Here is a 25,386-nt window from a genome sequence, read left to right on the forward strand (position 1 = left end):
CTGGTGCACGGATCGTTAGCGGTGGTGCTGTAGTGGAACGGCGATAGAAATAGTCGGCTGTTCATTTTCATGCCTTTCAAACATAACGCTGCCCGCCGCCATCGCATCGGCAAGATGAAGCTCAAGGTGACCAATTGGCGGGAATATGAGGCACGCCTTCGCCGACGCGGCAGCCTGACGCTGTGGGTGGCTGGGGAAGCGTTGTCGTCTTGGCAAGCGCCGAAGCGGGTGACCCGAGGTGGCCAGCCGTGCTATTCCGATCTGGCGATCGAGACCGCTCTGACGCTGGGCTTGGTGTTTGGCCTGCGACTGCGCCAAACCGAGGGCTTGCTGGCATCGGTGCTGCAGCTGATGGAGCTGGATCTCGCGGTACCCGATCACACGACACTGAGCCGCCGGGCAAGCATGTGGCGCTTGGCTGATCGCCGACAAGGCCGTTCCATTTCAGCAGAAGGACCTGTGCACGTCCTTATCGACAGCACAGGGCTTGAAGTCTACGGTGCTGGCCAGTGGTCGGAGGAAAAGCACGGCGCCAGATCGCGGCGGAGCTGGCGAAAACTGCATCTGGCGCTGGATGCCGATAGCGGTGAGATCATTGCGCACGCCCTGACTGACCGGGAGACCGGCGATGCCTCGCAGGTGGAGGTGCTGCTCGATCAGATCGACACCTCAATCAGCCAGTTCACAGCCGATGGTGCGTATGACGGCAAGCCGACTTATGCCGCCGTCAACAAACACAGCGCCGGTGCTGTCGTGATCATTCCGCCGCGCGCCAACGCGGTCGAGCGAGCCGATACGGAACCTCCCAGCCAGCGGGACCGGCATATCGCGACAGTCAACAATGACGGTCGGATGAATTGGCAGGCCGCCACCGGTTACGGCAAGCGGTCCCTCGTTGAGACCGCTATCGGTAGATACAAGTCGATCATTGGAAGGCGGCTGAGGGCACGATCATTCGCAGCGCAACAGACAGAGGTTGGTCTGGGCTGCGCGGCTCTCAATCGCATGTTGGCGTGCGCACGCCCGAAATCTGTCCGCTACTGCGCCGCCACAGCATAGCCAACAACATCGAAGATCGGAATCCGTCCACGCCGCGATCGATGCACCAAGGCTATGTCGATGCGGTCTAGTTTCATTCCCTTGCCCTTCCGGGTTGTCGGGGAGGTGCCGCCGATGGCCGGCGACACCCTTTCGTCACTTTGCTGACAGTTCCGGAGTGAGGTAATAATTGTTCAACGGGTGCGGCCGAAAGCCCTGGATACGATCGCTGATTGCATCGAATGTGTTGACGTGGACGATATCGACAACCGCGGCGTCATTCTGCAGCTTCTGGGCGATCTTGCTGTAGAGCGCGTAACGCTGCTCATCGTTGTCGTTGGCGCGTGCTTCCTTGATCAGGTCATCAACTTCGGGCGAGCAGTAGTGCGCCAGATTGTATCCGCCTTCGCAGGAGAAGTCAGAAGACAGGAATCCCGCCGGATCCAGGACGTCGGTCAGATAGTTGCGCGACAGGAAAGCGAGATCGAAATTGCCGCTGAGAAGATCTGGCTCGATAGCGTTATACTGCGCGGCCTTGATCGTGCTCTGGATGCCGACGTCCGCCAGCATCTGCTGAACGGCGGCGGCGATATCCTTGAATTCGGCTCTCTCGACATAGGCGATGATCTCTACCTTGAGGCTGCCGGGAGCGATACCGGCTTCGGCAAGCAGCGATTTGGCAAGATCGGGATTGTAGCTCGGCTTCTGATCCTTAGGCGCCCAGGCGTCTGTCGGGCGGAACACATCGTTGGCCGGTGGCATCAGTCCCTCGAACAGAGCCTCGGAGATCGCCTGATTGTCGATTGCCGCCTGAATGGCCTTTCGCACGCGCACGTCGTCGAAGGGTTTCTTCTTGTTGTTGATGACGAGCATGGTCGTGCGCGGCGTGGCGGCCTCCGATATCTTGGCAACGCCGGAATCGTTGACCTGTTTGACGCTGGTAGCCGGCACGAGGCGTGAGATGTCCGCTTCGCCCGAACGAGCCTGGACTGCGCGGGTATTGGCGTCGAGGACGAAGCGCACTTCACCTTCATCGACCGCGGGCTTCTTGCCCCAATAGGTCGGGTTCGCCTTCACCTTGAGGCCCTGGGCCTGATCGACGGCGACGATCGTGTATGGCCCTGTGCAATGGCTGATTGGGTCGATGGCACCGTTCGGTTTATAGGCGGCCTTGGAAAGGATGCTGGTGGCCGGCGCGGCCAGATAGGCAGGTAGCATGGCAAGCGGCTGGGCGGTCGTTATGCGCACCTTGTCCTTTCCGACGGCTTCCACGGACTTGAAGATCTTCGGCGGAAAGGCGCGGGCCGCGACTTCTCCATGTAAGAGACTGGTGAGCGAGAAGGCGACGGCATCGGCGTCGAACTGCGTGCCGTCCTGGAAAGTGACGCCCTGTCTCAACATGATCTCCCAGACATTCGGCTCCACATGGCTGAAGGACGTGGCGAGCCACGGCTCCAGCTTACCGTCGTAGTTCACGCGGGCCAGGCCTTCGTAGCAGCCGGCCACCGTGCCGACATAAACGTCGTCGGAATTCATTGCCCAATTGTTCCTGATACTCCAGAAATCGGCGACGACAACCGGTTGGGCTTGGGCCGCCGTTGCCGCAAAGAACAGCGACAATGCGGAAATCCTATTGAAAAGCTTCATGCTTACGTTCCCCTTTTTTGTTTTGGAATAAAGAGTAAAGCGGCTCAGCTTAGCCGGCCTCCATCGCCGGAGCGTTAGCGTTCTGTGCGCCGCGAGGTGCCGCGATCCGTTCGAAATGGTGGCAGCGCACGAAGTGTCGCGTGCCTTCGTCTTCCACGATGCTGCGCAGCATGGGTTCCGCCTGAGCGCATCGGTTGTCGGCATGGGCGCATCGCGTGCGCAAGCGGCATCCGCTCGGCGGATTGAGCGGGCTCGGTGGCTCGCCTTGCAAAGTGTCGATCGTCTCCTCCAGCCCGTGCTCGTCGAGCAGAGAGGAGGAGATCAAGGCCCGTGTATAGGGATGCTGCGGATTGGCGAAGAGGTCCGCCGCGGGCGCTATCTCGACGATCTGGCCGAGATACATCACTGCGATGCGATCGCAGAAGCGCGACACGAGTCGCAAATCATGCGTGATCATCAATATTGTGAGGCGCAGCCGAATCCTTAGTTCCGACAGGAGGTTTAGGATCTGCGTGCGCATGGAGGAGTCCAATGCCGAGGTCGGCTCGTCGCAAACCAGAAATTCCGGACGCAGAAGCAGCGCTCGCCCGATACCGACGCGTTGCAACTGCCCGCCGGAGCATTGATGGGGATAGCGGTCGTAGAACGCATCCGTAAGACCAACCTCGCGCAGCATGTCCAGGACCTTGGCCTTGCAATCCCCAGGCATATGGAGAGCATGCTGCATCAGCGGCGCGATCATGCTCTGGCCGATCGTCATGGATGGGTCGAGCGCCGAATAGGGATCCTGGAAGACAAGCTGCATGGTGCGGCGCATCTTGCGGAGTTCTTCGCCTTGTAATGCCAGGACGTCACGCCCATCGACCTTCACCCGTCCGGACGTTGGTGGTGTCAGGCGCATGAGCAAGCGGGCAATCGTGCTCTTGCCACAGCCAGATTCTCCGACAAGACCAAGGACCTCGCCATGGCGGATCGAGAAGCTGACACTATCGACGGAGCGGACCAGCCGCCTGCCGGACAAGAGATAGTGCTTCGTTAATCCTTCGACGATGACAAAGTCGGAGTCAGCGACACGCGGCTTCATACTGGAACCCCTTCGCAGACATCGTGGTGCTCGCTGCTGGTTGCCCAGCAACGGGCCTTGCAGCCGCAGTCGGTGCCGGTTTCGCAAAGATGTGGCTCCTCGATGACGCAATGATCGAGACAGCCGTGTGCCTGTGCCACAGGGCAACGGGGATGGAAGCGGCAGCCCGCCGTGAGATCCCGCGCATGGACGGCACCATGGGGGAGGGAGAAAAGCTTTCCCTGCGCGTCGGTCTGAAAAAGAGAGCAGCGGATGAGCGCCTGCGTATAGGGATGGGACGGTTGCTTCAGGACTCGTGCTGCCGGTCCTTCCTCAACGATGCGCCCGGCATACATGACGATAATACGATCTGCCACCGCTGACACGACAGAAAGATCGTGGGTGATCAGCAGCACGGCAAGTCGCCGCCGCCGCCGCTCGGCATCGAGAAGCCGCAGGATCTGCGCTTGAACGGTGACATCGAGGGCGGTCGTCGGTTCGTCGGCAATCAAGAGTTCGGGACTGGCACTGAGCGCCGCTGCCATCATCACCCTCTGGGCCATGCCGCCGGAGAGTTCGAAGGAATAGCAATCGGCTCGTGCCGACGGATCGGGAATTCCGACTTCAGCGAGCAGTTCCACGACCTGGCGGCGGTTCTCGCGTCCGTGGATGCCATTGTGGTAGTGGAGCGGCTCTCCAACCTGCACGCCCACCCTGGATGTGGGATCGAGCATGGCTTGAGGTTGCTGGAACAGCATGGACAGGCGCCCGCCTCTGAGATGATCGAACTCACTGGCCGACAGGTTTAGCAAGTCCTGTCCGGAGAAATCGATGGCAGTCGCACTGACCGTCGCGCCTGGAGGCAACAGCCGCATGATGGAGAGCGCTGTCACGCTCTTACCGGAACCCGATTCTCCGACGAGCGCGACTACCTCTCCCTTGCCGACATCGAAACTGACACGATCCAGGATCGGTTGGTCAACGCCGGCGAACCGCACCGTCAGATCGCGCACAGAAAGAATGGGATGTCTCTCGCCCATCGCAGGAGCATTGTTGTCGCAGGTCTGGCATGTCATGCAATTTTCCCCTTTTTATGATTGAGAACTGCGGACTTATGCGGCTGAAGCGACGTCCTTCCTTGCCTGAATTGCCTTGCGCATCGTTTCGACGGGGTTCCCGAAGTGCCGGCGCAACTCGGCAAGCGCCGCCTCGAGCGTACCGGAGAGCATGAGGTCGGCCAGCAACTGATGCTCCCGGACAAGCGCGTCGTTGCCGCTGTAGCCGCCCATCAGCTTGTGCAGGCAGAGCTTCGTTTCGGCCTGCACGGTGGCATAGACGCGCGATAGCCGAGGGCTCTCTGCAGCCTCCACCAACGTGCGATGAAACTGCATGTCGAGTTCCGCGATGAGCGGCCAGTTCCGGCTCATGCGGGCGCGCTCCATGCGGTTGGCAATTGCGCTGAGCTCCTTGTGCAGCGGCATTCGCCGTTCTTGTCTTGCCATGACTTTTTCCATGGCGGTGAGCTCCAGCGGCTGGCGCACCAGATAGATGTCGATGACATCGCTCTCCGTCAGGTCCGGCACGAAGACACCACGATGTGGAAGGCTGTTGGCGAGGCCTTCCTGCACCAGGCGCGCAAGAGCCTCGCGAACGGGTCCGCGACTGACGCCGAAGCGCTCGGCAAGGTCTGCCTCGTTCAACTGCGATCCCAATGGAAACGTCCCATCGAGGACGCCATTGCGAACCTGTTCAGCGACTTGGGCTGCCAGGCTGTAACGAGGCAACTTGACGTCACTACTTTTTGATTTCGCCATATGAGGCTCCTTGGATTTCGTCATGATTTCTTGTGCCTTTCCAAGCCCTGACCAATCCATGTGACGGAAAGAGCGGTCAGAAAAATTGCAAGCCCTGGGGCGATAACGAGAAGAGGCACTCGGTCGAAATAGTTCTGGGCAGACGCCATCATCAGTGCCCAGTCGGCATGAGGTGGTTGGACGCCAAGACCCAGATAGGACAGTCCGCCGACCGTAATCAGCTTGTGGCCGAAGCGCAGAAAGGTGATTGCGGCGATCGGCCGGAAGACGTTCGGAAGGACATGCCGAACCAGGATGAAACTCGGCCGGCAGCCGAGCACTTCCGCTGCGGCGATATAATCACGGGTATTGATGACCAGGGATAGACTGCGGGCGAGGCGGGCAAACGGAGCCCATCCAATGACCGTGAGCGAGATGATCAGCGTCGTATAACCGGCTCCGAAAATCGCCACCATAAACATGGCAATGATGACATCCGGGAAGGACAGGAGCAGATCGACGATCCGCATGAGAAGCTCGTCCAGCCACCCTCCAACCCTGGCGCTGATCATGCCCACCGTCATACCAATCGTCACACATAGGAAAAGCGTTACCGCCGAGATCGCGACGGCAAATTGACCGCCGGTGAGAATCCGACTGAGGAGATCTCGTCCAAGTTCGTCGGTGCCGAGCCAATAGGTTGTGCTCGGTGGCTTCAGTCGTTTCAAAAGGCTCTGTGTTGCTGGATCGTGGGGCGCGATCCATGGCCCCAGAACAAGAAGCGTCGCGATCACGCAGAACATTGTGGTTCCCGCGACCAGTGTCCAATGACGGCCCCGTAGAAAGCGAAGCGCTGTCAGCCTGGGTCTTATCCGGCTTTCCGACCACCGAAACATGAGCGCGGGACTAAAGCTAGTGGGCATGACCGACCCTCACGGCGGGGTTGATGAACATATGGATGACGTCGGTGACCGTGGTGATGACAATGGACAGTACGACGATGCAGACGAAGCCGCCTTGCAACATCGGAATGTCCTTGTTGATCACCGCCTCGTAAAGCAGACGACCCATGCCGGGGATGGAGAAGATCACCTCCACCACCACGGAGCCACCAAGGAGTCCGGCCAGCCACATCGCGAAGAGGGTGAGCACCGGCATGATGCCGTTTCGCGCGCCGTGATGGACGACCGTCTGGCGCATATTGAGCCCGCGCGACAATGCAGCCGTGATGTAGGGCGCGCCGAGCACGTCGATCATGGCAGCGCGGGTAACCCGCGTGAAATAGGCCATGGGGCGGAGGGACAGCACGACTGCCGGCATGATCACGCACGACCATCCGCGCCACCCGGCCGAGGGAAGGAGCCCGAGATGAAGGGAACACAGCAGGATCGCCATCGGTGCCATCCAATATTCTGGGACGGCAACGAAGGTCTGGGTGACAAAGGTTGCGACAGTATCGAAACGCCCGCCCGGCCGCATGGCGCTGAGCGTGCCAAGAGGAAAGGCCACGAACAGCGCGAAGGCCAGCGAAACGGCCGCCAACGTGGCGGAGACGCCAAGTGCGCGGGCAACCTCGTTTGCCACCGGCATCTTGTTGGCAAAGGAGACGCCAAGGTCGCCATGCACGGCATCGGCCAACCAAATTCCGTATTGTTCGTAGAGAGGCCTGTCCAGGCCAAGCCTGATGCGCAATGCCGCGACGGCGTCCTGATCGACTGCGAGATCGCCGACCCGCGATTGCAGGATGGTACGAACGGGATCTCCGCCGCTCATATACGGAACGAGAAAAGCAAGAATGGAGACCGCGAGTGAGGTGGCGCAGAGGAAAGCAAGACGCTGAAGCAGGGTTTTCGTCATCTTCCTTATCTCGCCTCCAATTATCTTAACGGGTCACGCGATGGGCGATCCGCATGGAGGCGGATCAAGGCTTGTCCCCATGACCTCAGATCGCCGGGCATCGGACCGGCGGTATCGGGCGAGAAATGAGTGAGGCCTGTTGCGGAGTTTTCCATCTAAGCAGCCTTCTTATGCTATCCCCCTGGATGGCATATCATCATGGATTCACCTTCGTATGATTGTCAACAATAGAAATGTTGGCGTGAAGCAGAAAATGACTTGATCCTATCCCCCTAGAGAGGATATAGGATGCTAGGAACGACAGCGTATTCGCCCTTCCATCTCTCATGGGTACTGAAATGACTGACGCGACTGATCTTGAATTCTCACCTGATTTCCGTCTCTCTCTTCTCGCTGGCTCCGGAGGCAAGGGTGCCCAAGCGCGGCAATTCTGCCTTGATGTTATCAAGGAGTTCTATGGGTTCGACTATCGCCCGGATTGGCATGGCGATCTCGATTCCCTTCTCCTGCCGCCTGCCGGCAATCATTTCAGCAGCCTTCATCGCGGTGCTTTCTGGATCGTCGAGAACCGGAATGGCGAGATCGTCGCAACGACCGGTATCCGGCACCTGGGCTGGAAGCCCAATTGCGCCATGCTGTTTTCCGATCTTTATGGGGATGGCACCGGCATCGCCTCGCTCTGGCGGCAGTATGTGCGAAAGGACATGCGGGGCCGCGGGCTGGGAAAGAAGCTCGCCGCCCTTTGCGAGAATGAGGCGCTGAGCAGGGGCTATGAGCGTATGTATCTGCACGCCAGCTCCCATGCTTCGGCCACCGTCGGCTTCTGGAAATCCAGAGGCTACGTCGCCATCGCCGACGACGGTGAAACCATCCATTTCGACAAGCCTCTGACCCACCATCTGCTGCAGGCGACAACCGCCTAGCGCTTCACAATCATTCATCGACGAAATTCGAACCAAAGACTGGAGAAGCTTATGGAATCCTTTAGTTCATTGATCGCCCAGGGCGGCGGAGCCGCCTGGCTCTTTATCCCAAGCGCCATCCTGCTCGGTGCTCTTCATGGGCTGGAGCCGGGTCATTCCAAGACGATGATGGCTGCCTTCATCGTTGCCGTGCGCGGCACCGTCGCCCAGTCGGTTATGTTGGGCCTGGCTGCGACCTTCTCCCATACCATGGTCGTCTGGGCGATCGCGCTCGGTGGCATGTACCTTTTCTCCGGTCTCGATGCCGAAACGGCCGAGCCATATTTCCAGCTCGTTTCGGCTGTGATTATTATCGGCGTTGCTGCCTGGATGTTTCGTCAGACATTGCGGGAACAGCGTTCCGCCAAACAATATGAGCGCGATGTCGCCGAATGGGAGAAGACCCGTGACAAGGCGATCCCGGCGCAGTGCGTTGATACCGGCCATGGCTTCATGTCGATGGAGATCACGCCCGACAAGCCAGCCTTCTGGCGCTTGAAGGTCGTAAGCGGCGACAACTGGACTGCCGAGTACGTCACTCTTTCGACTGAACGGCCGGATGGCACGAAGCAGAAATTTACCTTCATAGATCGCGACGGTTACATCGAATCCGTCGAGACCATCGCCGAACCTTACGATTTCATGGCCCGTCTCAGCCTCGATCATGGCGACCATGAGCACGACTACGACGTCTCGTTCCTTCAGGGAGCAGAGACTACCAAGACGCAGGGCGGTGGCATCAATCTTGCGACCGAGGGCTATCAGGACGCGCATGCACTCTCGCATGCCAACGACATCCGCAAGCGCTTCGCCAATCGTCAGGTGACGACGGGGCAGATTATCCTCTTCGGTCTGACCGGCGGACTTATCCCATGCCCGGCGGCCATCACCGTCCTGCTTCTGTGCCTGCAACTGAAAGAGATTTCGCTTGGGGCCGTCCTTGTGCTCTGCTTCTCGATCGGTCTTGCCATTACACTGGTCGTGGTAGGAGCCGCCGCAGCAATCGGTGTGCGCAAGGCGACACAGAAGTTCTCCTGGCTTTCGACTGCTGCCGCGCGAGCGCCCTATTTTTCGAGCGCCGTTATCATACTTGTCGGTCTCTACATGGGCTACCACGGCGTCAACGGCATCATGAACCCGCATCATGAGCCGGCAGAGAACGCCGCCGGGCTTGTGGACATCGAGGGTAAGGTCGTGGCCGCTGTTCGGTGACGAGCAGGGCTTTGTGGCGCGGTTCAGGCTGGGTTCGCGACAATGATAAAAATAGGAGAAACACTCATGACTGCCGCGCTTGCATCGATAAAGAGCTTGAACTCGCCGCTTGACCAAACATCGGACCATGGACTACGAAAAGACATGACCGAATCCGACGATGGCCACACCATCCATCATCATCATGAAGCAATCGCCAAGCGATTGAAGCGTGCCGAGGGCCACCTTCGGAGCGTCGTGCAGATGATTGAAAACGGCCGGGATTGCGTCGATATCGCGCAGCAGCTTTCCGCGGTCGAGAAGGCCATTACGCAGGCCAAAAAGACGCTGATTCAGGATCATCTCGATCACTGCCTGGAAGATGTCGTCAGTTCTCTTTCACGCAAAGAGCGCAAGTCGATCGACGAATTCAAGTCGATCACCAAATACCTTTAGTCTCCTATTTGCATTTTTGAGTGAGCGATGACGTGTGGACGCTGCGCCGATCATTCTTGATTTTCAAATATGCATGATCATCCTATCCGTGGGGATAGGTTTTATTCCGGCCTATCGCCGATCCCATTGAACCGCCGCCCGTCGGCATAACCTTGAAAGGAAAGCATACGATGTCTGAACAGCCTTCCATCCATATGGGCCACGGCCAAATGGTCGATATAGTTGGCAAGACCTCCGACAAGTGGGAGATCACGTTCAGTGAGGCGGGTGTAGCCGACTACCAAGCGCCGCCGCTGAACGAGATCGAGGCGGATGCCATCGACGTTTCCGGCAAGATCCATCCACTTGCGATCGCGGCTGGCCCGAGTGGATCCACGGTCGTCGCAAGCGGTCAGGTCGATGGTGCCTATCGCGTCCGCGTCCGTGTCTGGCATGGAACCCATTTCCATACCCGCGAAGCATTCCTGCCTGGCGCGGCTCCGATCGAAGCCGTCATGGGGCCGAACGGCGGATCTCTAGCAGCTTTCGACGGGAGCCTGCAGGTGGAGATCAAGCCTGTCGATGCCACCACATGGGAACTCCTCTTCCTCAAGGACGCGACGCCGATCGAACCGCTCGCCGTCGAAGCTGTCGTCGTGCAGGCCATCGGTCCAAAGGCTGAGGATTATCAGATCCGCAACCTCAAGACTGAAGATCCTGGCAACGGGAAAACCTTGATCGTCGAAGGTAAGATCAAGGATGCGGTCTATGCCCGTATTTCCATCGCGAAGGATGGCGGCGAAGTCGTTCGCAGTATCCCGATTTTCCTGGCGAATTGAAGAATCGATCGGGCGTCAATTTGATGTCCATCGTTCCGTAGCAAGGCCGGGATCGCGATCCGAGTGATCGCAATCCCGGTTCCTCTGGCTGGCGCGATCCTGCTACGGCCTCAGATCGATGCGAGGTAGTGTGCGACGATAGGAGCCACCCTGTCGGCAAATTCCTCGTGCATGGATAGCTTGCCGAACTGCAGCCGCTCTGTCTGGACGTTCGGCAGATGCCGATCTTTACAGAGCGGGCGTCGGGTCGAATAAGGAGGCGTTTCAGAGATATGAAAGCAACGATCTATGACTCCCTAATAGGGAGGAGATCCGTGGCCTCAAGATTCGCTCTAGTCGGTACGGAAAGTGACGATGCCAACCTCACAAGGTCGGCCTGGCGCTTGCAGCCCGCTTTTTCAAAAACGCGAAGAAGATGTGTTTTGATCGTGCTGACGGCGAGCCCCAGTTTTTTGGCAATGTCACTTTGAGTTCCACCCGCCACGATCATTTCGAAGACGCGTGTTTCGGCTGGAGTGAGGCCGTAGAGCAAGGCAAGTGCATCGGCCGGAAGCTGCGGTGGCGTAGCGGCATCGGCAATAAATAGCGCCGCGGCCGCGCGTGGAACAAGGTCAAAACGGCTTTCGCGGCGGCGCAGAGGAAATACGTGCACAATACATGGTGCTCCGTCTCGCCGAGGCGCAGGAATGCCAACCCCTCCTCGCTTTCCAAGCTCCGTCTCGTTGCGTGCAGCTTGCATAACAGCAGATTTGAGAGTTGCGGCGGCGGCGGCGGCCGGTATGCCAATCCTGCCAGCGCGCACGAAGATTGGATCGCTTGCCTCTAGCATCGCCTGAGCGGCCGCATTTGTGTGGATGACAGTTGCATCCTCGTCAACGATCACGACACCGACCGAAAATGCCTCCAATGTCGCAGTGAATTGGGATGCCTTTATCGTTTGAATTTCCAGCGCTTGACTGATCGCCAACGCCCTTCGAATATGCGGAGCGATCAGCCGTAGGCCTGCAAGTTCAATATCCGTCACTGCGCCTGCTTGGTCATGCCTGCCAAATGACAGGGTGGAGACCATGCGGGAGTTGCGCTCCAGACCAATCGCCACAGCATCCATAACGCCCTGAGGCCGGACCCATTCTGTAAAGAAGCGACTGGCCCGCAAAGCAACGTCTGTTACGGCCTGAGATTGAACGATGGGCTCCTCAAGCGGAAATTGACTTATGCGCTCATCTCCGCCCCAGGTTTCCACAATGTCGTCGCCGTATGCCGGAAGCCGAACCAGCCAGGCAGGATCGATACCTGAGGCAACACCCAGCAGAACACTTCCCGTTGGCAAGGGATAAACGCCTAAAATGGCGTAGCAAAAGTTCAGCTCCGTTCGGATCGCATCGATGGTGGCCTGCCATTTGTCGGGCTCGAGCACACAGTCATAGACTGCTCCAATGAGGTCGGAGATCCGCTCGGCCGAGGAAGGAAGGGTGCCATTTTTCGCTTTTACCATAACTTCCCTCGCGCTGATCAGCTATATGGGTTGCATGCCGTAAGATGATTCCGAGCCTTCCATTCAGCTCTTTGCGACGATCGACCCGCGTACCCCGGTGAACGTCCGTAACACTGCCTCCGGCAACGCCGAGATTGGCCGCTAGCGTGTGGGACGGCGCGGCTCGGCCAGTCCGCGAACCCTGAGGTTGGGATTTTCAATACACACATGCCGCTGCCCTTCGGAGTATGCGCCACTGAATGCCTTCGGCGTGTGATAAGCTACACGGAATACTGCTCTACCGTGTAGTTCTCGTCTTCTCTTTCTCGGTCGGGATTTCTTATTCCGCGCCACATCACGAATTTGTGATCACCCGCGCGCATGCGATCAGAACCACTCTTTGTTACGCTGGGTTGAATTGGGGCGCAGAGCCACATGTCAACCGCATCAGCAAGTCAAACGAGCATGATGACCTGGTCGACAGACGATGTCGCACCAGCAGAACGGTTTGATTATTGGCGGGACTCGATTTGCGCTGCTTTCGACCCGATGTCGCCTGAACTGCAACGCAATAGACGTGCGACATTCAAGGGACAGATCAGCGCCTGGCAACTCGGCGAGTCCGCTCTTATGGAGATAAAGGCCGAGCACCACGACACGGGCCGCTCGCGCAAGGATATCGCTCAAGGCAGCCGGGATTACGTCTTTATTTATCGGCAACAGGCTGAGGCGTGGTTCGACTTCGACTACCAGCCAGGGTTCATCAGCGGGTTCGGATCATTGGCGCTAGGCGATGCCGATCGCGCTTTCACCACCGGTCCAACCCGTGCCAGGCCATTTCACCACTACGTACTGAAAGTGCCGCGGGAGCTACTGCGCCCGGCACTCGCCAATGCGGATGATATCGCAACAACGGTCGTGTCTGCCCCCAGAGGTATAGGCGCTTTGCTGCTCGCCTACTTCGATGCGTTCGTGACTGAGGTGCCCTATCTCGCGCCGGAGGAGCAGACGGCGTCGCTCAATGCCCTGGCGAGCCTCGCTGCCGTGGCACACGGTCGGGTCGCACGGGACTACGATCCGCGGCAGGCACTGCAGACGGCCCAACTCCGCCTTGCCAAGGAGTTTATTGCGCGCAATGCCGTTGATCCACGCCTTTCGCCGATGCTAGTAGCAAGGGCACTTGGCATCTCCATTCGCCATCTTCATCGTCTCTTCGAAGTGACCGGTGATACCGTTTCGAGGCATATCCTCCGTTGTCGTCTCGAGGTGGCGCGGTCGCGGTTACGCTCTCCCGGTTTCAGCCACGTCACTATTCTGGAGCTTGCACTTGAGTGCGGCTTTACGAACCTAGCAACATTTTATCGGGCGTACCGAATTGCCTATGGGTTACCCCCTGCGGAATATCGAAGAGTGGTAGCCGCGCTGCCACACGGCTAAGTCTGGATCTTGGCGGCGGGCAATGATCCGAGGCCCTGTTTCCGGTTCAAATCGGCAACGGGACCGGCGCGCCGGTCGTGAGCGAAAGTGAAAACCTCACAGACATTCCTCACAATTCCTCTTGCTCCCATGATTGGCGCGCTGGCCTCGTTTGTCGAGAAAAGGTCAATACATTTTGGATGCTCCGACGTTGAGGTTGCCTCCTCCTCCGGCACCTCTGCGTAACTCGACACGCCTGGAGATCCGAAAGTCGTGAAGCCTCCACCAAATGGCGGACGCCAACCCCGAAGAAATTTGAAAGGTTGAAAGCGTTGGGAATAAAATGCACGGCTAGGGTGAATATTCTCCCGTATGGCCGAAGCAACCGGGGCGGGTGGATATGGCGGATCTTGCGAATGTGATGCGTGCCACGGCTTGGCGAGCGGCTCCGATTTTGCGAAATCCTCGATTTCAAAGGATGCGGGCTAGCAAGGGGCTCGCATCACGGTCGGGCGCGCCGTTTTCTGAAGGTATCGGCGTGCAACCGTGCTGCCAGCCTGGCATGAGGGCTGCCAGGCTGGCAAACACGATCACGCTAGGCCCAGGTGTTGCAAACCGTTGCATGGAATGGATATGGCATCATGCTTGACGGTTTCGAAAGTCCCGCGGGCCATCTGATTTCCTTCGGCCTGTCCTATCTTTTGCTGGCCATTTCCCCCGGACCGAATTTCATGATCGTTTCTGCCGCCGGGCTGCGCTCGCAGCGCATGAATGCGATTGCAGCGGCGCTTGGCGTCGCGTTCGGCGCATGTCTTCTTTATCTCGCAGTAACGCTCAGTACTGGTCTTCTGCCCGTAAGCGATACAACAAAACGGCTAGGCGCGGTATTCTTCGGCACTTATCTCGTTTATCTTTCTGTCAAATCCTTGAGCCGTACGCGCGTGGTGAAGCAGTGGACGCATTCAACGACCGCAGAACCCACATCGGGTTATTTCAGGATGGCTTTCTTCACGGCGATGGCCAATCCCGTCACCGCAATGTTCTTCGCGTCTTCCCACATTGTCGCATCCTCCTCCTTCTTGACCTTTGTTTGCGCCGGTGTGATTTTCACAATTGCGGCAAGCTGGTTTACCATCATCGCTGTGATGGCATCAAATGGCAGGCTGCGATCACTTTCGGGACGTCACCTCGATCGGTTCGATCTATTCTTTGCAGCCATGTTTTTATTTCTCGGTATAACGACACTACTATCTTCTCTTCCGAAAGTGTTCCCGCCCAAGTTCTGAGCCGGTAGGGTGCGACTTGATCCTTTGCTGTTGAATTCGACATAGCCTCAGGGGCGGGAAAAGGTCCATACGATCAGGGTGAAGGCGCGGGATTTTGGATAGCCGACGAGCGAATGGTCGCCGGTTCGACTCCCATCAAGACCTCCATTTGCGGCTTTTGTCGAAAAGGTCATAGGTTCAACGGAATGACCAGGTCGGAAGTTTGCATCTCTTCAAGGCGAGCGAGTGAAACTCACCTCCGCCAATCTTCCAACGTAGATGTTGAACGGTGTGCTCCGAAACGGCGAGCTGTCCATTGGGCTCTTATTGACTCCGCCTGCTACTCAGCCGAAAAGAACTCTTGGCTGCACAGGGGAGATAACTCATGGCTGACGAAAACAATACGGGTTCCATTGCCCAGGCTGTAGAGACGGATGCACCGGCAAAGACGCCGACTGCGAAGAAGCAGCGCGCACCGCGGCGTCAAAAGGCAGTTGCCGAGACGACGGTCGCCGCCTCAACGACTGAGGCTGTGAAGGCGCCGAGGGGTCGCCGGAAGCGTGGCGAACAAGCCGCTGAAACGACAGCGGCACCGGTTGAAACGCCAGTCGCCAAACAGCGCAAGACGAGGGGCCCCAACAAAGGCCCCAGAAAAACTAAGGTCGCTGCGACGCCTGTCCCAGCAATCGACGAGTTCGCGGATCTTCTTCAGCTTGAAGAAGAGAATAAGCGGCTTCGCAAAACCCTGGCAGAGAAGCTGCGTGCGGAAAATGCCGACCTGCGCAAGCGGCTCGGGCTTGCCTGATCACCAAGCAGCAATGGGCCGGTTGCGGCCGCTAAATTCTTGGTAGGAGAGACATTCCCGGGCTCGTCTCGCGAGCCCAGATCCAGAGCTGCGGCAACGTCGTGGTGCAGTTTGCTCGAGGTTGAAGCACGATGAAATCACCATGGAAATTTCTTGTTGAACTGACGTCGCGGGGACGAGCGGTAGAAATGCCAGCGGCCTCGATTGAGGATGATGCCAAGACCACGGCAATCGAAAGCGAAGCACAGCAAGTTTCGGTGCTTCCGTTAAACTCGACGGAAGCAACTGACAGACCTGACCACGACGACCCCCCACCTGTTGATTTCGTGGCGACGACGTCAAACGAAACGGCAGGCGATCTTGATGCAGCGCCGGCAATCTCGCTGCCGGGCGATGTCGAAGAGATCCAGGTACCGGTGCGCGAGAAGGCCAGCCAGTCGAGCGCTGAGGCACCTGCATCGGTGCCGCAAAATGAAAGAAGCAGACGGTCTCCACCAACACTACAGACGAAGCGGCCAGCACGCGCCAGGAAAGCCCGCACCAACGTGAACGCGGAGAGCGCTCGTTCCACAAATAAGGATCAAACTACGCAATCCCCGTCGCCCCGGGAAACCTTATTGGATGAGGCCATTAGCCTTGACGAGGAAATCAGGCAATTGAGACGGCAATTGGCCCAAAAGCTGCATTTGCAGAATGCTCAGCTTAAGACGCTGCTTCAGCGCTTCGACGTATCGTAAGCTTGCCTGACAATTGCAAAGATCGGACACATATGAAAACACAGCAGCGAACCTTCGTCGTCGAATTCAAATCGACGCGCAGGCGGTCAACTATGAAGCAAGATGCAATTTGGGGCAGCACTGATCTCAAGGCTCTTGCGCGTGAGGCGGAAGCAGAAGCGCCGCATCTGTTCGAGCCCAACATGGTTTCACCGACTGAGGGCCAAGATCGCGTGATGTCATCGGATTCAGAACCGACAACTCATCGCGACGACAGGATCGAGACCGTCAACGACAAAAGGATTTCGGCTTCATTGGCCGAGACGGAACAAAGCTATCCGCCGCAGCAAAACGATGTTGCAGCGTTCAGTCCGGTTTCGGAATCGAAAGAGAACCTTCCCGAGCTGGGACACCCGAGAACATCGCGGCGCCGTCGCGAAGCGGGTGTCGTTCATCGTGCCAGCGGTGTGAAAAGTGCCGCCCTCGTGCGATCAGCCGCCACTCATGGCGAAATACCTTCCGATGAGTTAGTCGCACTCGAGGAGGAGAATCGACGGCTGCAGGGCTTGCTGGCAGAACATCTGCGTCAACAGAACGTTCAGCTTCGAAAGATGCTTGAGCGGTTTGGCGGCATTTGAGATCTCTTCCAAATTGGTCGTCCGACTTACATATTGACGGTTCGAATCCCAACACATCAGGATTTTTGTCAATGGTCATTCAAGTGGCATCGAATTTCTCCTTTGTCGGCGGATCCACGGTCTGAGCCCATAGCAATTACGGGCCCGTTCGCGGGCCTGTACAACCTCACATTCGGTCGCCGTGCATAGCGGGTGCGCCATTTCCCGCTTTCGACAGGCACGGGCTCAGGAGAACGGGGCCAAACTGAAGATCGGCGTCTAAAGCCAACGGGATTCCCGGTCCGTTCACCTGGATCCGTCAGGGCTGATCACGCCCTGAGGATGAGCAGTATTCCGTGTTCGATGGTTGCTTCTATGATTCAGGCTGTGAACCGGCTCTGAACAATGACCCCGTTGAGATTCTCTGCAACAATTTGAAATTGATAGAAAAATCGGAAAATCAATGGGATCATGGGCGACGCCTGTATGGTCGCCATTTTCTAAAAAACGAATATATTTCAATGGCCTAAGCCTCATCTCAGTGGGGTCATCCTTGGATGCTTTTCACATGCAAGCATACTAGCTACTACCGAAGTTGGTGGGCGATTGTGAAGTCACCTGGTAGCTCATTGAGAATTGTTGGTCGCGGCTCCACGCCAGACACCGAAGAGCCGGCGGGACCGCTCCAGAACCATTCCAGCATCGATGTGATTGCAGTCGAAGAGCCGACAATCAGGGCAGTTACCGATCCATCTGGCTCGTTCCTTACCCAACCCGTCAAGCCAAGCTGCAGCGCTTGGCTTCGTGTCTAGGCGCGATAGCCGACACCTTGAACCTTACCAGTGATCTTTACGAGGAAAGCACATTGTGTTGCGTTCATGGGAACCCCTGTCTGATACTCAGACAATGATGTAGCCTGTAACGCCCAATGCAAGGACTCATACGGAGGAACTGCCCGTGGCGATCGAGGAGACAATCATCATTGGGGCAGGCCCGGCGGGGCTGGCATGTGCCTCGGCACTCCGAGCAAAAGGCTGTCCTTCCGTCGTCCTCGAAGCTACGGACAAGCTCGCAGCTTCATGGCGAAGGCATTACGATCGGCTCCATCTACATACGGACAAAAGGTGCTCGGCACTTCCAGGAAGGCCGATGCCGGCAGGTTTTCCAAAATATCCGTCGCGACTGCAGATCATCGACTACCTTGAGGACTACGCACGCGCGAATGACCTTCAAGTGATTGCTGGCAAGACTGTCGGCTCTGTTCGCAAGAAAGCGAATTGGGTCGTCGAGACCGCCGACGGCGACGTATTCGAACCAAGAACCGTGATAATCGCTACCGGATTGTCAAACTCTCCAGTCCGACCACGCTGGACTGGTCAGGACACGTTTGAGGGAGATATCATCCACTCCTGTGAATACCGGAACGCCTTTGACCTCAAGGCGCGCCGAATTCTAGTGGTCGGCTTCGGAAATTCAGCGGGAGAGATAGCGCTCGAATGCGCCGAAGCAGGTCTTGAGGTCGCGATGTCGGTTCGAGGCCCGGTCAATATCGTTCCGAGGGAGATGTTCGGCGTGCCGACCGCGACCATCGCCATTGCTCAACAACACCTGCCATATAGACTGGTTGATGCATTCAATGCGCCTCTTCTGTATTTGCGCTACCGCGATATCGAGACAATGGGGCTCACGCGCTCGAAGCACGGACCTCTGACCACGATGATTGAGCGAGGCCGAACACCTTTGATCGACATCGGCACGATTGCAAAGATGAGAGACGGCAGGATCAAGGTGTTCCCCGGCATCGAGATGTTGGACGGTTCGAACGTGCTTTTCACGAACGGCCAATCTGCAGAGTTCGATGCGATCGTGCAGGCGACTGGCTACAAGCCGTCTCTCGGCACACTATTGCCCGATCTGGCTGAGCGACTTCCAGATGCCGGAAAACCGGCAAGGAACGAGCTTCATCCGGCAAAGGATGGCTTGTATTTCTGTGGTTTCAATGCAGCCACAACGGGCCTCCTGCGCCAGATCAGCATCGAGGCGCGGCTAATCGCGAGCTCGATCGCTAAGACAAGGTCCGCAAGTATTTGATTGCGACACACGGCGTTGCAGAGCGTACCATACCCGATGATCTGGTGTGGCTCCAGGCGGCCGGCGAATGCTGCTAGACCTTACGGATTGGCCCCCAAAAATGTCAGTCGTGTAAGGACCGTGTAGTGCGATTCCGACACCATCAAAGTGGCAAAGACAAGCACGAGGACTGGAGGAAGTAGAATGGCGTAGATCAACGCCAGCCGTTCCCAGGCCATGTGCATAAAAATAGCAACGATCAGCCCCGCCTTCAGGATCATGAAGAGGAGGATCAGAGACCATCTGAGATAGCTCTGGATGCCGAGATAGTCGACCAAGTAAGAGAAGGTGCTGAGGACGAAAAGCAGTCCCCAAGCTACCATGTAAAGTCTTATCGGATGCTGTTGTCCGGAATGCGCCTGCTCTTGTGCCATGATGCCATCCTCACCACAGATAGAAGAATGCAAAGATGAATACCCAGACCAGATCGACGAAGTGCCAATAAAGTCCCGTTATTTCGATGATCTCGTAGTGACCCTTCCGGCTGGTGAAAAACCCCCGTCTTTCCAGGTCGAAGTCTCCTCGCCACACCTTGCGTGCCATGATCAGAAGAAACAGGACCCCGATCGAAACGTGGGTGCCGTGAAAGCCCGTGATCATGAAGAAGGACGAACCGAATTGCGCCGCGCCCCAAGGGTTCTCCCAGGGACGGACTCCTTCGCGGATCAGTTTGGTCCATTCGAATGCCTGCATTCCGACGAACGTCGCGCCAAGGACCGCCGTCGCCAACATCAGTGCGGCGGTCTTTCTGCGATCGTGGCGGTATCCGAAGTTGACGGCCATGGCCATCGTGCCGCTGCTGCTGATAAGGACGAAAGTCATGATGGCGATCAGGATCAGCGGGATTTCCTTGCCTCCGATCGTCAGGGCGAAAACCTCGCTGGGATTGGGCCAGGCGACGGTGGTCGACATGCGCGCCGTCATATAGGCCAGCAGAAAACAGCCGAAAATGAAAGTGTCGCTCAGGAGGAAGATCCACATCATCGCCTTGCCCCAGGAGACGTTCTTGAACGCCCGCTGGTCCGATGACAGATCAGCGGCAACGCCGCGCAGTCCCACGGGCCGCAGATGCGGATCACTTACCGGTCTTTCCACGGATTCGGTCATCATTGAACCTCCTCAGGTGATCAATTGACGGCAGAGATCGACGAAACTGTTCGCCCAGCCTGCGAAGAGCGCAAAAAGGATCAGCCAGACAATGAGCATGAAATGCCAATATATGGCGCACAGATCCACGCTCAGGCGGATTCTCGTCAGCACAGAGCTGGTCCGCGCGCGGATTGTCGTCCGTCCAAGCACGAAAAGCCCGCCTAGAATGTGCAGGCCATGCAAACCGGTGATCATATAGAAGAAGCTGTTTGATGGGTTGTCGGCGAGCAGATAGCCTGCCGACACCAGTTGCCGCCACGCCAAAACCTGCCCAGTGAGAAAGAGAACGGCCAATACGAACGCCATTGCAAGTGCCGTGTTCATCATCTCGCGGTGGTTAAGAGGGGCATCAACTTTCGCCCATTGCAGCGCAACGCTGCTGGCGGCAAGGGCAGCCGTATTCACCCAAAGCAGCCGTGGGATCGGAATACTCCACCAGTCGGTGCCGCTGAGGCGCGTAAGATAGGCGCTGATGAAAAGCGTGAACAAGGCGCCGACCACGGCGAGAAAGATGCCGAGACCCACTTTCGCCGTTGTCGCCGATGATCCCTGCACCTCCGGTGCATCGCCTGCCAGCCCTGCTTCCAGCCAGGGCTTCGAGGTCAGTCGCTGCTTTGCCATCCACCAGACGATAATGCCGGCGACCCCCGCCATGAAGATGAGAATGGCGCTCATGACGACGCCCTTTCGGATGGCTCGCCCGAAGCCGGCTGATTTTGCGGCAGGAAGTCCTGATCTGCTCCGGGGACACTGTAATCATACGGCCACCGGTAGACGATCGGCAGCTCCTTGCCCCAATTTCCGTGAACTGGCGGCGTTTGTGGCGTTTGCCATTCCAATGTCGTTGCCCGCCATGGGTTGCCGCCCGCTTGCTTGCCCCAGCGAAGGCTCCAGGCGAGGTTGAACAGGAACAGAATTTGAGCGGCGCCGACAATCAGCGCGGCGACAGTGATGAACATGTTCAGCGTATGCGCCGACGGCGGAATGAAAGCAGTTTCACCCAGCTCGTAATAGCGGCGCGGCACGCCCATCAGGCCGAGATAGTGCATCGGGAAGAAGATCGCATAGGCGCCAAGAAAGGTGATCCAGAAGTGAATATGACCCATCACAACGTTCAGCATGCGACCCGTGACTTTCGGATACCAATGGTGGATTGCGCCGAAGATCACCAGGATCGGTGCGACCCCCATCACCATGTGGAAATGGGCAACGACGAACATGGTGTCGGACAGCGGCACATCGACAACGACATTACCGAGAAAGAGGCCAGTCAGCCCGCCGTTGATGAATGTGACGATGAAGGCCAGGGCAAACAGCATCGGCAATGTCAGATGGATATCGCCGCGCCAGAGCGTCAGCACCCAATTATAGACCTTGATGGCCGTCGGGATGGCGATGATCAACGTCGTGGTCGCGAAAAAGAACCCGAAGTTCGGGTTCATCCCGCTGACATACATATGATGCGCCCATACGACGAAACTCAACGCCGCGATGATGACGATCGCCCAGACCATCATCCTGTAGCCGAAGATGTTCTTGCGTGTATGGGTGCTGATCAGATCCGAGACGATGCCAAAGGCAGGAAGTGCGACGATATAGACTTCCGGGTGGCCGAAGAACCAGAACAGATGCTGGAACAGGATAGGGCTGCCGCCCCCTTGCTTCAGTTGCTCGCCCATCTCGACGATGGAGGGCATGAAGAAACTCGTGCCGAGCAACCGATCAAACAACATCATGACGGCGGCGACGAAGAGTGCCGGGAAGGCAAGCAGCGCCATGACGGTCGCGGTGAATATGCCCCATACAGTCAAGGGCATTCGCATCAGCGTCATGCCACGGGTGCGTCCTTGCAGCACGGTGACGACATAGTTCAGCCCACCCATGGTGAAGCCGATGATGAACAGGATCAGCGATGACAGCATCAGGATGATGCCCCAATCACGCCCTCCCGGCGTCCCCGATAGAAGAGCCTGGGGCGGATATAGCGTCCAGCCGGCGCCCGTCGGCCCGCCGGGCGCGAAAAAGCCGCCGACCAGGACGATGACTGCGAGCAAATAGAGCCAATAACTCAGCATGTTCGCATAGGGGAAGACCATATCGCGGGCGCCGAGCATTAACGGGATCAGATAGTTGCCGAAACCGCCGAGGAACAGCGCCGTCAGCAGGTAGATCACCATGATCATGCCGTGCATGGTGATGAACTGATAATAATGTTCCGCGTCGATGAAGGAAAAATAGCCCGGAAATCCGAGCTGTAGGCGCATCAGCCAGGATAGCACCAGCGCTACCATGCCGATCGAGATGGCGGTTAGCGCGTACTGAATGGCGATGATCTTGGCGTCCTGGCTGAAGACATATTTCGTCCACCAGCTTTTCGGATGATAAAGCTCTACATCCTCGACTTCAGCGGGCTGGATGACCTGCTCGGTGCCGGATCCAATATCGACCATACTACATCCTCCCTGTTCCCTCCGATGCGGCTTTCCCCTCAAGTACGCATGGCATTTATTTGGCGGCCGACTTTTCCGCCGACGCCAACGATTGCGAGAAAGTCGGCTGTTGCTGCAGCCAGGCTTGATAGGCGGTCTCAGTATCGACGATGACCGTCCCGCGCATCTGCGGATGACCGACGCCGCACAATTCCGCGCAGAGAACCTCGAATGTTCCTGTCCGCGTTGGCGTGAACCAATAGTAGGTGACGGTGCCGGGGATCATGTCCATCTTGGCGCGGAATTCCGGTACGTAGAAATCGTGCAGGACGTCGATCGAGCGCAGAAGCATTTTGACCGGCTTGCCGGCGGGCAAATGCAGCTCGCCACCTTGGACGATGACGTCGTCCATTCCGGAGGGATCATTCTTGTTCAAACCGAGCGGGTTGTCCGGAGTGACATCGCGCGTATCCGCCCGACCGAGCCGCCCGTCCGCTCCCGGCAGCCGGAAACTCCATTGCCATTGCTGCCCGACGACTTCGACCTGACTGGCATCGGTCGGGACCGTGACGAACTGTTTCCACACGAAGAGGCCCGGCGCGAGCATTGCAGCCACCCCGATCGCAGTCCCCCCCGCGAGCCACCATTCCAACCGCTTGTTTTCGGGCTGGTATGCCGCCTGGTTTCCGGCGCGGTGCCTGAAGCGAAGGACGCAATAGGCCATGAACAACACGACCGCCGCGAAAACGAAGCCGGTGATCCAGAACGTGATGACAATCGTGTTGTCTATGTAGCTCCAGTTCGACGCAATCGGCGTCCACCACCATGGGCTAAGCAGATGGAACGCGATCGATCCCACCACCAGCAGAACGAGAATCACTGCGACAGCCATCGTCTCCTCCCTGACCCGGCCGCGAACATTTCGACAATCCCATCGCGAAACGTTTTAGTATTATCTCATGAAGAACTCAGACGAGCAATTGCGGCAACAGCAGCGGTTCCGGCAAGACACGGGGCATATCGACGCCGCGGGAACGGATCGGCGGCGTCATGCTTGCTGAGCCGAACCTCGCCGATCCAACCGGCGACGCAGGGAAAAGCTCGTCCACACTTGGCATTTCGCTATTTGGAGTACTGCTTCAAATAGGCGATCAGATTGGTAATCTCGGTATCGTCCTTCAGCCCGATGAAGGTCATTTTCGTGCCTTTCACCTTCGCCTTGGGATCATGTAAATAGTCGCGAAGTGTCGCCTCGTCCCATATGAGGCCACCCTTGCCCGCCGTCTGCATTGCCGGCGAATAGGCAAAATTAGGGTGTGTTCCGGCTGTTCTGCCGAACAGACCGTTCAGCGAGGGGCCAATCTTGTTCTGGTCCGTTTCAGCTATGTGGCAAATGGCGCATTTCTTGAAAACGGTGGCTCCTGCCGTAACGTCACCTTCCTGCGCAAGGGCGGCAAGCGGTGAAGCAAAGGTGAGAAGCAGACAGATTGGAAGAAGACGATAAGACATGGCAACCTCATTCTCTCCATCGCTATTCCAATCCAAGCGAATGTCGTCGGGCAGGTCGCAGCAGCTTGGAGCTGTTCCTGCAGTAGGTTTCCTTTGCAAATTCAAGGCCTGCGGTTCGGATCGAGGGGGGCAATCAATTTGCGATATAGGTGCCAGGTCGAATGCCCAAGGATGGGCATGATGACCGCAAGGCCGGCAAAAATCGGGATCGTACCGACGACAAGCAGCGCCGCGACGATGAGTCCCCAAAGCGCAACCGGCCCTGGATTGGCAAGTGTGGCGCGTATACTCGTGTCCACGGCAGAAACCGCGCCGACATCCCGGTCCAGTAGCAGTGGGAATGCCACCACCGTCGTCGCCAGCACAATTATTGCGAAAATGAAACCGGCCAGGTTTCCCCAAAGCATAAGGGAGAGGCCCTGTGGGGTCGTCAGCACGTCTGACAGGAAGGTCGAGATCGAGGTCAGACCGGCCCCATCGAAGGTCATGGTGTAGATGCGTTGTGCGACAATCAGCCAGGCGATGAAAAGCGCGAACAGCATGAGGCCTACCGCAATGATCGACGGCAACGCCGGAGAATGACGGACCTCCAGCGCGTGATGCCATGAGCTATCGAATCCCTGTTCACGGCGTCGGCTGATTTCGTAAAGGCCAATGGCCGCGATCGGACCAACCAGCGCAAAGCCCGACATCAAGGGATAAAGCAGTGGCAGCAGATCAGCGCCATCGCTCCACATGACCAGGAAGATGCCCGCGATCGGATACATAAGACAGAGAAAAACATAATGGGATGGCTTCTCTCTAAAGTCATCAAGTCCCAACCGCAGCGCATCGATAAGATCCATGACGCCGATCTTGCGGACTTCCGGGCGCGTAAGTTCGCCGCTCGCACCGGCCATAACATGAAATGCTGCCATAGCATCTCTCCTCCTCGCCACAATCCGGCTAGTGGTATAAAGACGCGCGGCAAATTTTTACCGACACGTCAAACCGCAACCGGTGTTCATAGATTTATCAAATTTTGTTGCCTTTGTCGCCTATTCCTTAAACT

General features: G+C 57.5%; 25 protein-coding genes and 1 pseudogene. 11 read left to right on the forward strand and 15 right to left on the reverse strand.

Translation table 11 applies throughout. The features are described from left to right. The first annotated feature begins 69 nt into the window (after positions 1 to 69). Positions 70 to 1,059, forward strand: coding sequence for an IS5 family transposase (locus tag RRH01S_RS30200; protein ID WP_015918131.1), 990 nt, complete (start codon positions 70 to 72; stop codon positions 1,057 to 1,059). Positions 1,060 to 1,194: 135 nt separating this feature from the next. Here the strand turns inward: RRH01S_RS30200 and RRH01S_RS30205 are convergent, their stop codons facing one another. The 6 genes from RRH01S_RS30205 to RRH01S_RS30230 are packed head-to-tail and all read right to left on the reverse strand — an operon-like array spanning position 1,195 to position 7,398. Further along, positions 1,195 to 2,685 (reverse strand): ABC transporter substrate-binding protein, encoded by a 1,491-nt coding sequence (locus tag RRH01S_RS30205; RefSeq protein ID WP_042476735.1) that lies wholly within the window; start codon positions 2,683 to 2,685, stop codon positions 1,195 to 1,197. 49 nt (positions 2,686 to 2,734) lie between these two features. Further along, a complete protein-coding gene (locus RRH01S_RS30210) occupies positions 2,735 to 3,769 on the reverse strand; it encodes an ABC transporter ATP-binding protein (RefSeq protein WP_015918129.1) in 1,035 nt (344 codons plus the stop codon). Then, entirely contained in the window at positions 3,766 to 4,824 is a 1,059-nt protein-coding gene (locus tag RRH01S_RS30215) for an ABC transporter ATP-binding protein (protein ID WP_015918128.1), read from the reverse strand. Before RRH01S_RS30215 ends, RRH01S_RS30210 begins: the two co-directional genes overlap by 4 nt. 36 nt (positions 4,825 to 4,860) lie before the next feature. Further along, positions 4,861 to 5,562 carry a GntR family transcriptional regulator gene (locus RRH01S_RS30220; protein WP_034521481.1) on the reverse strand — a complete coding sequence of 234 codons (702 nt, stop codon included), beginning with the start codon at positions 5,560 to 5,562 and terminating at the stop codon, positions 4,861 to 4,863. Between the two features lie 20 nt (positions 5,563 to 5,582). After that, positions 5,583 to 6,437 (reverse strand): ABC transporter permease, encoded by an 855-nt coding sequence (locus tag RRH01S_RS30225; RefSeq protein WP_165586824.1) that lies wholly within the window; start codon positions 6,435 to 6,437, stop codon positions 5,583 to 5,585. Between the two features lie 16 nt (positions 6,438 to 6,453). After that, positions 6,454 to 7,398 (reverse strand): ABC transporter permease, encoded by a 945-nt coding sequence (locus RRH01S_RS30230; RefSeq protein ID WP_042476742.1) that lies wholly within the window; start codon positions 7,396 to 7,398, stop codon positions 6,454 to 6,456. Positions 7,399 to 7,736: 338 nt separating this feature from the next. On the opposite strand from RRH01S_RS30230, the gene RRH01S_RS30235 reads away from it, so the two are divergent. The 4 genes from RRH01S_RS30235 (at position 7,737) to RRH01S_RS30250 (ending at position 10,825) form a co-directional block, all read left to right on the forward strand. Continuing rightward, positions 7,737 to 8,321: a GNAT family N-acetyltransferase gene (locus RRH01S_RS30235; protein WP_158008425.1), complete on the forward strand. Its 585-nt coding sequence runs from the start codon at positions 7,737 to 7,739 to the stop codon at positions 8,319 to 8,321. Positions 8,322 to 8,372: 51 nt separating this feature from the next. Continuing rightward, positions 8,373 to 9,572: a nickel/cobalt efflux transporter gene (locus RRH01S_RS30240; RefSeq protein WP_042476744.1), complete on the forward strand. Its 1,200-nt coding sequence runs from the start codon at positions 8,373 to 8,375 to the stop codon at positions 9,570 to 9,572. A gap of 144 nt (positions 9,573 to 9,716) precedes the next feature. Then, positions 9,717 to 10,007 (forward strand): metal-sensing transcriptional repressor, encoded by a 291-nt coding sequence (locus tag RRH01S_RS30245; RefSeq protein WP_015918122.1) that lies wholly within the window; start codon positions 9,717 to 9,719, stop codon positions 10,005 to 10,007. A 170-nt stretch (positions 10,008 to 10,177) separates the two neighbouring features. After that, a complete protein-coding gene (locus tag RRH01S_RS30250) occupies positions 10,178 to 10,825 on the forward strand; it encodes a hypothetical protein (protein ID WP_015918121.1) in 648 nt (215 codons plus the stop codon). 286 nt (positions 10,826 to 11,111) lie between these two features. Here the strand turns inward: RRH01S_RS30250 and RRH01S_RS30255 are convergent, their stop codons facing one another. Continuing rightward, complete coding sequence (locus tag RRH01S_RS30255) at positions 11,112 to 12,320, reverse strand: helix-turn-helix transcriptional regulator (RefSeq protein ID WP_042476747.1); 1,209 nt, start codon at positions 12,318 to 12,320, stop codon at positions 11,112 to 11,114. 444 nt (positions 12,321 to 12,764) lie between these two features. Between RRH01S_RS30255 and RRH01S_RS30260 the strand changes: the two genes are divergently transcribed. From RRH01S_RS30260 to RRH01S_RS30280, 5 genes are all read left to right on the forward strand, one after another. After that, positions 12,765 to 13,736, forward strand: a complete 972-nt coding sequence (locus tag RRH01S_RS30260) for a helix-turn-helix domain-containing protein (protein ID WP_161600018.1) — start codon at positions 12,765 to 12,767, stop codon at positions 13,734 to 13,736. 620 nt (positions 13,737 to 14,356) lie between these two features. Continuing rightward, positions 14,357 to 15,001 (forward strand): LysE family translocator, encoded by a 645-nt coding sequence (locus tag RRH01S_RS30265; protein WP_042476753.1) that lies wholly within the window; start codon positions 14,357 to 14,359, stop codon positions 14,999 to 15,001. A gap of 364 nt (positions 15,002 to 15,365) precedes the next feature. Beyond that, the gene (locus RRH01S_RS30270) at positions 15,366 to 15,785 is read left to right on the forward strand and encodes a SyrB-like regulator (protein ID WP_034521462.1); all 420 of its coding nucleotides are present in this window, start codon (positions 15,366 to 15,368) and stop codon (positions 15,783 to 15,785) included. A gap of 131 nt (positions 15,786 to 15,916) precedes the next feature. After that, positions 15,917 to 16,522, forward strand: coding sequence for a hypothetical protein (locus RRH01S_RS30275; RefSeq protein ID WP_034521460.1), 606 nt, complete (start codon positions 15,917 to 15,919; stop codon positions 16,520 to 16,522). Positions 16,523 to 16,554: 32 nt separating this feature from the next. Beyond that, positions 16,555 to 17,139 (forward strand): hypothetical protein, encoded by a 585-nt coding sequence (locus RRH01S_RS30280; RefSeq protein WP_034521458.1) that lies wholly within the window; start codon positions 16,555 to 16,557, stop codon positions 17,137 to 17,139. A gap of 565 nt (positions 17,140 to 17,704) precedes the next feature. Here the strand turns inward: RRH01S_RS30280 and RRH01S_RS33770 are convergent. Further along, positions 17,705 to 17,998: pseudogene (locus RRH01S_RS33770) on the reverse strand (acylphosphatase). Positions 17,999 to 18,075: 77 nt separating this feature from the next. Between RRH01S_RS33770 and RRH01S_RS30285 the strand changes: the two are divergent. Further along, positions 18,076 to 19,209 carry a flavin-containing monooxygenase gene (locus RRH01S_RS30285; RefSeq protein WP_034521455.1) on the forward strand — a complete coding sequence of 378 codons (1,134 nt, stop codon included), beginning with the start codon at positions 18,076 to 18,078 and terminating at the stop codon, positions 19,207 to 19,209. A gap of 80 nt (positions 19,210 to 19,289) precedes the next feature. Here the strand turns inward: RRH01S_RS30285 and RRH01S_RS30290 are convergent, their stop codons facing one another. From RRH01S_RS30290 to RRH01S_RS30320, 7 genes are all read right to left on the reverse strand, one after another. Continuing rightward, the gene (locus RRH01S_RS30290) at positions 19,290 to 19,622 is read right to left on the reverse strand and encodes a cytochrome C oxidase subunit IV family protein (RefSeq protein ID WP_015918111.1); all 333 of its coding nucleotides are present in this window, start codon (positions 19,620 to 19,622) and stop codon (positions 19,290 to 19,292) included. A gap of 10 nt (positions 19,623 to 19,632) precedes the next feature. Further along, entirely contained in the window at positions 19,633 to 20,355 is a 723-nt protein-coding gene (locus RRH01S_RS30295) for a heme-copper oxidase subunit III family protein (protein ID WP_034521474.1), read from the reverse strand. A gap of 12 nt (positions 20,356 to 20,367) precedes the next feature. Further along, the gene (locus RRH01S_RS30300) at positions 20,368 to 21,072 is read right to left on the reverse strand and encodes a cytochrome c oxidase subunit 3 (RefSeq protein ID WP_042476756.1); all 705 of its coding nucleotides are present in this window, start codon (positions 21,070 to 21,072) and stop codon (positions 20,368 to 20,370) included. Next, positions 21,069 to 22,847 carry a cytochrome c oxidase subunit I gene (locus RRH01S_RS30305; protein ID WP_042476758.1) on the reverse strand — a complete coding sequence of 593 codons (1,779 nt, stop codon included), beginning with the start codon at positions 22,845 to 22,847 and terminating at the stop codon, positions 21,069 to 21,071. Before RRH01S_RS30305 ends, RRH01S_RS30300 begins: the two co-directional genes overlap by 4 nt. A 55-nt stretch (positions 22,848 to 22,902) precedes the next feature. Further along, positions 22,903 to 23,718: a cytochrome c oxidase subunit II gene (locus tag RRH01S_RS30310; protein ID WP_015918107.1), complete on the reverse strand. Its 816-nt coding sequence runs from the start codon at positions 23,716 to 23,718 to the stop codon at positions 22,903 to 22,905. A gap of 230 nt (positions 23,719 to 23,948) precedes the next feature. Continuing rightward, on the reverse strand, positions 23,949 to 24,335 hold the full coding sequence (locus RRH01S_RS30315) for a c-type cytochrome (RefSeq protein ID WP_034521448.1): 387 nt from the start codon (positions 24,333 to 24,335) through the stop codon (positions 23,949 to 23,951). A 101-nt stretch (positions 24,336 to 24,436) separates the two neighbouring features. Further along, positions 24,437 to 25,252 carry a DUF2189 domain-containing protein gene (locus tag RRH01S_RS30320; protein WP_034521446.1) on the reverse strand — a complete coding sequence of 272 codons (816 nt, stop codon included), beginning with the start codon at positions 25,250 to 25,252 and terminating at the stop codon, positions 24,437 to 24,439. Positions 25,253 to 25,386: the final 134 nt, after the last annotated feature.

This window comes from Rhizobium rhizogenes NBRC 13257 (assembly GCF_000696095.1).
Lineage (GTDB): Bacteria > Pseudomonadota > Alphaproteobacteria > Rhizobiales > Rhizobiaceae > Rhizobium > Rhizobium rhizogenes.

Bases quoted from the DNA above. Each gene is read 5' to 3' on its own strand.
- RRH01S_RS30290 (WP_015918111.1), bottom strand. From the start codon at position 19,622: ATGGCACAAGAGCAGGCGCATTCCGGACAACAGCATCCGATAAGACTT.
- RRH01S_RS30295 (WP_034521474.1), bottom strand. From the start codon at position 20,355: ATGACCGAATCCGTGGAAAGACCGGTAAGTGATCCGCATCTGCGGCCC.
- RRH01S_RS30300 (WP_042476756.1), bottom strand. From the start codon at position 21,072: ATGAGCGCCATTCTCATCTTCATGGCGGGGGTCGCCGGCATTATCGTC.
- RRH01S_RS30310 (WP_015918107.1), bottom strand. From the start codon at position 23,718: ATGGCTGTCGCAGTGATTCTCGTTCTGCTGGTGGTGGGATCGATCGCG.
- RRH01S_RS30315 (WP_034521448.1), bottom strand. From the start codon at position 24,335: ATGTCTTATCGTCTTCTTCCAATCTGTCTGCTTCTCACCTTTGCTTCA.
- RRH01S_RS30230 (WP_042476742.1), bottom strand. From the start codon at position 7,398: ATGACGAAAACCCTGCTTCAGCGTCTTGCTTTCCTCTGCGCCACCTCA.
- RRH01S_RS30260 (WP_161600018.1), top strand. From the start codon at position 12,765: ATGATGACCTGGTCGACAGACGATGTCGCACCAGCAGAACGGTTTGAT.
- RRH01S_RS30250 (WP_015918121.1), top strand. From the start codon at position 10,178: ATGTCTGAACAGCCTTCCATCCATATGGGCCACGGCCAAATGGTCGAT.
- RRH01S_RS30280 (WP_034521458.1), top strand. From the start codon at position 16,555: ATGAAAACACAGCAGCGAACCTTCGTCGTCGAATTCAAATCGACGCGC.
- RRH01S_RS30245 (WP_015918122.1), top strand. From the start codon at position 9,717: ATGACCGAATCCGACGATGGCCACACCATCCATCATCATCATGAAGCA.
- RRH01S_RS30265 (WP_042476753.1), top strand. From the start codon at position 14,357: ATGCTTGACGGTTTCGAAAGTCCCGCGGGCCATCTGATTTCCTTCGGC.
- RRH01S_RS30200 (WP_015918131.1), top strand. From the start codon at position 70: ATGCCTTTCAAACATAACGCTGCCCGCCGCCATCGCATCGGCAAGATG.
- RRH01S_RS30255 (WP_042476747.1), bottom strand. From the start codon at position 12,320: ATGGTAAAAGCGAAAAATGGCACCCTTCCTTCCTCGGCCGAGCGGATC.
- RRH01S_RS30240 (WP_042476744.1), top strand. From the start codon at position 8,373: ATGGAATCCTTTAGTTCATTGATCGCCCAGGGCGGCGGAGCCGCCTGG.
- RRH01S_RS30320 (WP_034521446.1), bottom strand. From the start codon at position 25,252: ATGGCAGCATTTCATGTTATGGCCGGTGCGAGCGGCGAACTTACGCGC.
- RRH01S_RS30275 (WP_034521460.1), top strand. From the start codon at position 15,917: ATGAAATCACCATGGAAATTTCTTGTTGAACTGACGTCGCGGGGACGA.
- RRH01S_RS30305 (WP_042476758.1), bottom strand. From the start codon at position 22,847: ATGGTCGATATTGGATCCGGCACCGAGCAGGTCATCCAGCCCGCTGAA.
- RRH01S_RS30210 (WP_015918129.1), bottom strand. From the start codon at position 3,769: ATGAAGCCGCGTGTCGCTGACTCCGACTTTGTCATCGTCGAAGGATTA.
- RRH01S_RS30205 (WP_042476735.1), bottom strand. From the start codon at position 2,685: ATGAAGCTTTTCAATAGGATTTCCGCATTGTCGCTGTTCTTTGCGGCA.
- RRH01S_RS30235 (WP_158008425.1), top strand. From the start codon at position 7,737: ATGACTGACGCGACTGATCTTGAATTCTCACCTGATTTCCGTCTCTCT.
- RRH01S_RS30220 (WP_034521481.1), bottom strand. From the start codon at position 5,562: ATGGCGAAATCAAAAAGTAGTGACGTCAAGTTGCCTCGTTACAGCCTG.
- RRH01S_RS30270 (WP_034521462.1), top strand. From the start codon at position 15,366: ATGGCTGACGAAAACAATACGGGTTCCATTGCCCAGGCTGTAGAGACG.
- RRH01S_RS30225 (WP_165586824.1), bottom strand. From the start codon at position 6,437: ATGTTTCGGTGGTCGGAAAGCCGGATAAGACCCAGGCTGACAGCGCTT.
- RRH01S_RS30215 (WP_015918128.1), bottom strand. From the start codon at position 4,824: ATGACATGCCAGACCTGCGACAACAATGCTCCTGCGATGGGCGAGAGA.